This is a genomic window from uncultured Campylobacter sp. (genome assembly GCF_937890585.1).
Taxonomy (GTDB): Bacteria; Campylobacterota; Campylobacteria; order Campylobacterales; family Campylobacteraceae; genus Campylobacter_A.
In genome coordinates this window covers 1-5,803 of record NZ_CALACG010000068.1, presented here as the reverse complement: position 1 = coordinate 5,803, position 5,803 = coordinate 1, and the positions used below count along the sequence as shown (strand labels likewise).

The 5,803-nt window shown below is 40.1% G+C and carries 6 protein-coding genes and 1 pseudogene; all 7 read right to left on the bottom strand.

The genetic code is table 11. The features are described 5' to 3' along the window. A pseudogene (locus tag Q0296_RS01785) lies at positions 1-1,390 on the bottom strand (hypothetical protein); the annotation flags it as partial. 10 nt (positions 1,391-1,400) lie between these two features. After that, a complete protein-coding gene (locus Q0296_RS01780; protein WP_298035928.1) occupies positions 1,401-2,564 on the bottom strand; it encodes a hypothetical protein in 1,164 nt (387 codons plus the stop codon). 26 nt (positions 2,565-2,590) lie between these two features. Further along, the gene (locus Q0296_RS01775) at positions 2,591-2,911 is read right to left on the bottom strand and encodes a hypothetical protein (RefSeq protein WP_180995824.1); all 321 of its coding nucleotides are present in this window, start codon (positions 2,909-2,911) and stop codon (positions 2,591-2,593) included. Between the two features lie 10 nt (positions 2,912-2,921). Next, the gene (locus Q0296_RS01770; protein ID WP_298035924.1) at positions 2,922-3,572 is read right to left on the bottom strand and encodes an HIT family hydrolase; all 651 of its coding nucleotides are present in this window, start codon (positions 3,570-3,572) and stop codon (positions 2,922-2,924) included. A 157-nt stretch (positions 3,573-3,729) separates the two neighbouring features. Further along, complete coding sequence (locus Q0296_RS01765) at positions 3,730-5,304, bottom strand: phage head-tail adapter protein (protein WP_298035922.1); 1,575 nt, start codon at positions 5,302-5,304, stop codon at positions 3,730-3,732. Then, entirely contained in the window at positions 5,291-5,563 is a 273-nt protein-coding gene (locus Q0296_RS01760) for a hypothetical protein (protein WP_141090579.1), read from the bottom strand. Before Q0296_RS01760 ends, Q0296_RS01765 begins: the two co-directional genes overlap by 14 nt. 23 nt (positions 5,564-5,586) lie before the next feature. After that, a partial coding sequence (locus tag Q0296_RS01755) for a hypothetical protein (protein WP_366939717.1) occupies positions 5,587-5,803 on the bottom strand: 217 nt, incomplete at its 5' end.

The following is a 5,803-nucleotide window of genomic DNA, read 5'->3' as shown; positions in this document are numbered from 1 at the left end:
TCTCATATCCGCTTAAAATGTCAGCGGTCTTTTTCTTATCTACCATATTTAAAAGGGTATTTTTGGCATCTGCATTTAAGTAGCTTGACATTTTATAGATTTTTGAAAAGCTCTTTGGATCTCTCGCAACTGCATCGGCAATTATATCTGCCCCCTTAGCGTCGTTACCAAGAGCAGTTAAAAATAGATCCATTTCTCGCTCTCTTGTCCCCTCGCCCTTTATTATATCTCTTGTTGTTTTTTGGGCTGGAGCGAGAATTTTTTCATTTACATAGTTGATGCACTTTTGCTCCTTCTCATTGCCAACATTTGGTAAAGTGTAAGTCTTATCATCATTTAGTAGAGCTTTATACATATCTTCATCAAGAGCTTCTTTAGATAAATTTTGAGCTGTTGCTGCGTTTGCTTCTCCGCCTAATTTATCCATTATTGCTTTTTCGGCTCCGCCAATATTGTCATTTATCACGTATCTTGCAACTGGTTTTACTATTGAATAATCACTAGCCTTGCTAACTCCTTTTTTAAGTGCTTCTTTTACTGCTGGAGATGTCATTGTTGCAAGCGGGCCTGAGATCAAAGCGTCATCACTTGCTCCACGCAAAGCGTGTTTTAAATAATCATCGCCATTTATCATCTCATCGCCAAGTATTCTTTTATCGGCCATTAAGTCCATAGCCGCTCCAGCTCCACTTGCTCCAGCTGTTGCTAATGCTGTGCTTATAGCTTTTTGTGCTGTGCTTAGTTTTTTGGTTGGCAAAAGGGCTGAAGCTACGCTTATCGCACCCATAGGCACGCCCATTTCATTTAGATATGTTGAAAGACTATCACCGATACCAGGCTCATCTACTGGGATAAATTTATCTCCTTTTTGCAAGTAATATTTGCCGTTTGCCTCTCTTACATCGTCATAGTTATTTTTTGTAGCCCAGTTGTAGAGCAAATTTTCAGTTCTTTCTTTTACTGCTTTTTCTTTGTCTTCATAACCTGCCATTTGAGACAAAATATTTCTATCATCGCCTGCATGTTTTGCTCGTGCTAGTGCTTCAGTAGCCTTTTTCTTTTCTAGGGCTTCACCACTTGCTCCGTCGTAATGGTAATAATCAAGCATTCCCCCAATCTCTTTGCCAACGCCTTTTATAATGCCAAGTGGCGAAAATTTATCTGCCACATCGCTAGCCTCTTGTAGCCAAGTTTTCTCTTTTGGTGTGGCATCTACTGCTTTGCTCATATCAGGAGCAGGCGGCGCATAAGTTGGTGCGCTATTTGTTGCTGGTTGTGCGCCCAATAAATTATCAGGTATCTCAACCTCTTTCATGCCACTAGGTATTTTTACCCAGTTGCCGCCTATTTGCATTTCGGTTTTGTTTTCAGGTATTTTTATCCAAGCCATTTTTATTTTCCTATCTAAAATTTATGCCAAGTGTTTTTGCGTCTATGTAATTTCTTTGTGAGTTGTTTTGGTTTGCCCCAAGACTTCGTCCTTCTTGAGGTGAGTTTTTTTGTTTTTTAGGCTCACCTCTTGGGTTGTAGTAAAGCTCGTTAATCTGTGACTGTATTTCTGGGAGCATTCCTTCAAACTCTCTCATATTAACGCCCCCATTTTGCATTTGTTCAACTGTATTTTTATAGTATGACCCCAACGCGTCAAGAGTGGCGTCATAATTTGAAACAAAAGCCTTATCGCTTGTTTCATCCCCAGTTGGGAAACTATTTATGAGTTGCTGATATTGCAAATTTGACATCTTGCCGTCACCAAACACGCCTTTTGCAAAAAGCATTGCGTTGTTTAGAGCAGATCTAAAATCGTTCATTTGCTTGCCGTCAAAGCCCAAATATTTTGCCCCGCTATGCAACGCAGTATCAAGCCACCCAGTGTTTGTAGAGCTATATTTTTCTTTCGCCCTTTTTAGGCTATCAAGCAGTGTTTTTAGGTCGCTTAAATTTTGCACTGATTTTTGTGCTAGTTGTTTTCTATCCACAAGAGACCCACTTGCTCCATTTAAAGCTTTATTTGTCTCTACGTTTATAACCGCTTTTTTGTAAGCTTGCACTTCTTGCGGAGACATATTTTCTGTCCAATCAGGCAACTTTGCCCCTAGCTTCTCAAAAGCCAAATTGGTTTCTAAACTATCACTATTTAGCCCACTATTATATTTTTGCACGTCAAAATTAAGTCTATTTGCGTTTGTGTTTGCATTTTGCATAGCAATATTCGCCATTAATTGATTGTGGTAGGCATCGTTTTGATACTTGTTTGCTTTTAGCCCTAACTCTTGCCCTTTTAACCCAAGCTCGTCACGCTTGAAACCTTGATTTATGGTGTTATTGTTTGCTGTTTCAGTTTCGGTTGATATATTATGGCGTATGTTTTCGTTTAGCCTATCTATATTATTTTGCTCGGTTGCTAAATTTGATCTATTCTCCTCTGCTAATTTCTGTTTTGTGAAGTTGTTTCTTACGCTGTCTTGGTAAATATCCCATAACGCTCTACCAGTTGCGCCTACTGCGTCTATTGTGTTGGTGTTATAGTTAAAGTCTACTTTATTTGGGTTAAAATATGGCATTTTTGCTCCTTTTTGTGAGGCTTAAATTAATAAGCCTCTTCCTCTTGTTGTTTATGAAAGTTTGATGCGTTCCAAGCATTGACTAAATTTTGATTTGCTTGATTTTCTCTTTGTAGCTGTCTTTGTGAAAGCATCTTATTGAAATCATAAGCATCTTTATTTAGCTTAAACGCTTGTTTTGCTGCTTTGTTTTGGTTGTAAGCGCTCCATAGTGCGCCACCAGTTCCTAATGCTGTTAGCCAATTAGGCACGCCTCCAGCGTCACCGCCACCAAGCCAGCTTAAAAAGCCACCGCCATTTTTGCCAGCCCCTTGTGTTATATTGCTTCCGCCCCAATCCCAACTCATTTTTTCCTCCTTATAGCCCTGCTAATTTCAAAAGCTCTGCGCCATATTCTACGTCGCTCACGTTCTCGCCCTTTTTGGCTCTATCAAACGCCGATAACTCACTGCTTGCATTTGAGCCGCTTAAAATTTCGTCTGGCTTCTCTTTGCTTTTTGCTACATTGATCATTCCCATTGCTACTGCTTTCCAGCCAACGTAATTTTCACCAAGTAGATCACTCATGCCGTGAGCTTTTGCAAACTGGGCTAGATCATCAGGGCGTATTGTTGGGTAGTCTTTTTTAAACTCTGCTAGGTTTTTGTCAAAGACTGCTTGACGTCTAGCTTCCTCCGCTTGCGCTGCTTGAGCTTGCGAGATTTGATCCATTTGAGCTTTTAAGGCGTCAAGGTTTCCAAGACCTAAACTATCAAGTAGTGCTTGTTTTTCAGGGGCAAGCTGTGGTTGTGATGGCTCTTGCGGTTGCTCTTTTGCTGCTAGCGCTTCAGCCATTGCTTGCTTAATATCCTCGATATTAAGCTCCTCTTTTTTTGGCTCTTCTGCTACTATTGGTTGCTCTGCTGGCTGTTCTTGTGGTTCTTGCGCCACTTCGTTTGTTTCAGGCTCTACCTGCTCGTCACCATTTATGATACTTACTAATTCATTTAGTGCTTCTTGCTCTGTCATTTATTACTCCTCTTTGTAATTTTCAAAAAAACTTAAAAGACTTTCAAGTGTTTTTATGCTCTCGATCGCCCTTAACCTCATTTCATCGCTGTTCTTTTCATTTTGGCTAGCGGTCACACTTGCCGCATAAAGCCCTAATAGATATTCTGAAAAAGCTCTAAACGCTTGGCATTGCGTCAGCTGATAAAGCTCCTGCTTCTGCGTCAAGGCTTGCCACGCTTGGCAAAATAGCCTGTGGCTTAAATCGTTTAACAAACTCACTCTCCTTTCCGATAAAATTCTCAGGGTCTTTTATGCCATATAGTGGCAATAGCTCTAATAAGATTTTCTCGTTTGCTTCTTTCATTCTATTTGCACCCTCGCCGTCTTGGAGCTGTAAGCACATGCCAAATTGAGCTGCTATTACTTGGCTTGCATCCATTAGGCTTTTTTTCTGCACCTCTTTATTTAGCGCGCCTATACCAGTGTTTAGGTTGATGTTAAAGCTCGGTACTTCTCCGCGGTTAAAGCCTGCAAAAAACAATGGGTCGCCGTATTTCCAAACTAAGAATGCAAGGCGTTCAAATATAGGTTCAAAAAAGGTCTCATTGTAGGTTCTTATATACCCTTGAAGCCTTACGCTACCTTCATTTGCCATAATTGACGCCATTGTCGCTGTTTCTTGCCTAGTTGTTGGTGCTCCATTTTGCTGTGGGCTTACTCCGCTAACTTCGCTCATCTCCTGCTCGATCACTTGAAGTGTAGCCATTGAAGCGTTGATGTCGCCAGGCGGTACTATCTTGATGTCTGCTGGGCTATCGGTAAAAATCGCACCACTTGGGCGCTCTAAATCAGCCCTTGATATACTTGCACTTCGGTTAAAAATGATCTTTGGCGTTGCTTGGTTTCTTGTTACATCTGTAATTGAGTTTCTAATAGCATTTAGCTCATCTTGTAAAGGTAGCAACGAAGCAAGAGCTGGCTCACCATAGGCGCAGACAAACGTTTGATCAGTATTGCGTTTTGTTTGTGGCAGCATATAGCCAAAAATAAATGGCTGTCCGTCTTTTAGTTCTACTTTATCTCTTAGTAGTTCGCTATTGTAAAGCGTGCTAACGCTCCATTTCTCATCATTTAGTTCATAAATTTCATTTAGGCAAATTCTCTCATAAGGTCTGTTCTCGCTTAGATCAATTTGTTTAAAAGTTTTATTCTTGATTAACTTTTTGATGTCGTTTGTCGTGAGGTAAATTATATGCACGATATAGCGGATGTCATCTGTATTTTTGGCATCAGGGTCAAAATAGATGTCGTTTATATCCACTTCCTCTATCTTTGCTTCATCTTTTGCCCAAAACACTTTTACTACCGAGCTTGCCGAGAAAGCAGCTTTTAAAAAGATAGGCGAAAAAATCTTATACAAATTTATCTTGTCGCAATAGAAATTTAGCGCCTCTTGCCACTTGTCGATCACATCATGCGTTGAGTTTATGTATGGCTCTAGCTTTGCAAATGTGTCATTGTTGAAATATGTTTCGGTTAGGCCGTCATATATCCTTTTTGCTTTTGAGTTGAGCTTTGGTATGTAGTTTTTGCTTTTATTTCTCTCTTTGAGGCTGTTATACTGCTCGCTTTCTAACACAAGCAAATACGCATCATTTAGCTTGTCAAAAAACGGCTTATATTCCGCATAGCCATTGTATGCTGTTTGCACTAACTCCTCGAGGTAGCTTATTCTCTCATCGTTCGTCATTTTCGTGTCCTACTCTGTAAATTGTGCTTCTGCTGACATTTGTTAGCTCTTTCACTCGTTTTTTATCAACCCCTTTTTCTTTTAGAGCCGTTGCAAGTTTTACTCTAGCTTGTTTTGTAGGGATAAATTTTACCCCCTTAAGCCACTCACAAATCATCACACAAAAACAAAGACGCAAAGCCTCATCATCAAGTGTTGCCACCTTTCTAATTAAACTTACGTCGATATTTTCTGAAATATACTCGATTTGTTTTCTCAAATCTACCCAATTTTGACACTCTTTCACCAAACGCCTCCGTCATCGTAGTTGATTGTGTTAGTCTTTGCCGGTAGTGGATCAAAAAAGGTCAATGCTAAAGCGTCCGCCAAGTCAGGGCTAAAGCCAAACTCTTTTTTAATATTCTCTTTTGGCAAGAGCAAATAACGCTCTTTCTTGTCATAATAAAAACTAATTGTGCTAAGCTGTTTTTTGAGTTTGTCGTTTGGCACGATGCTAAGT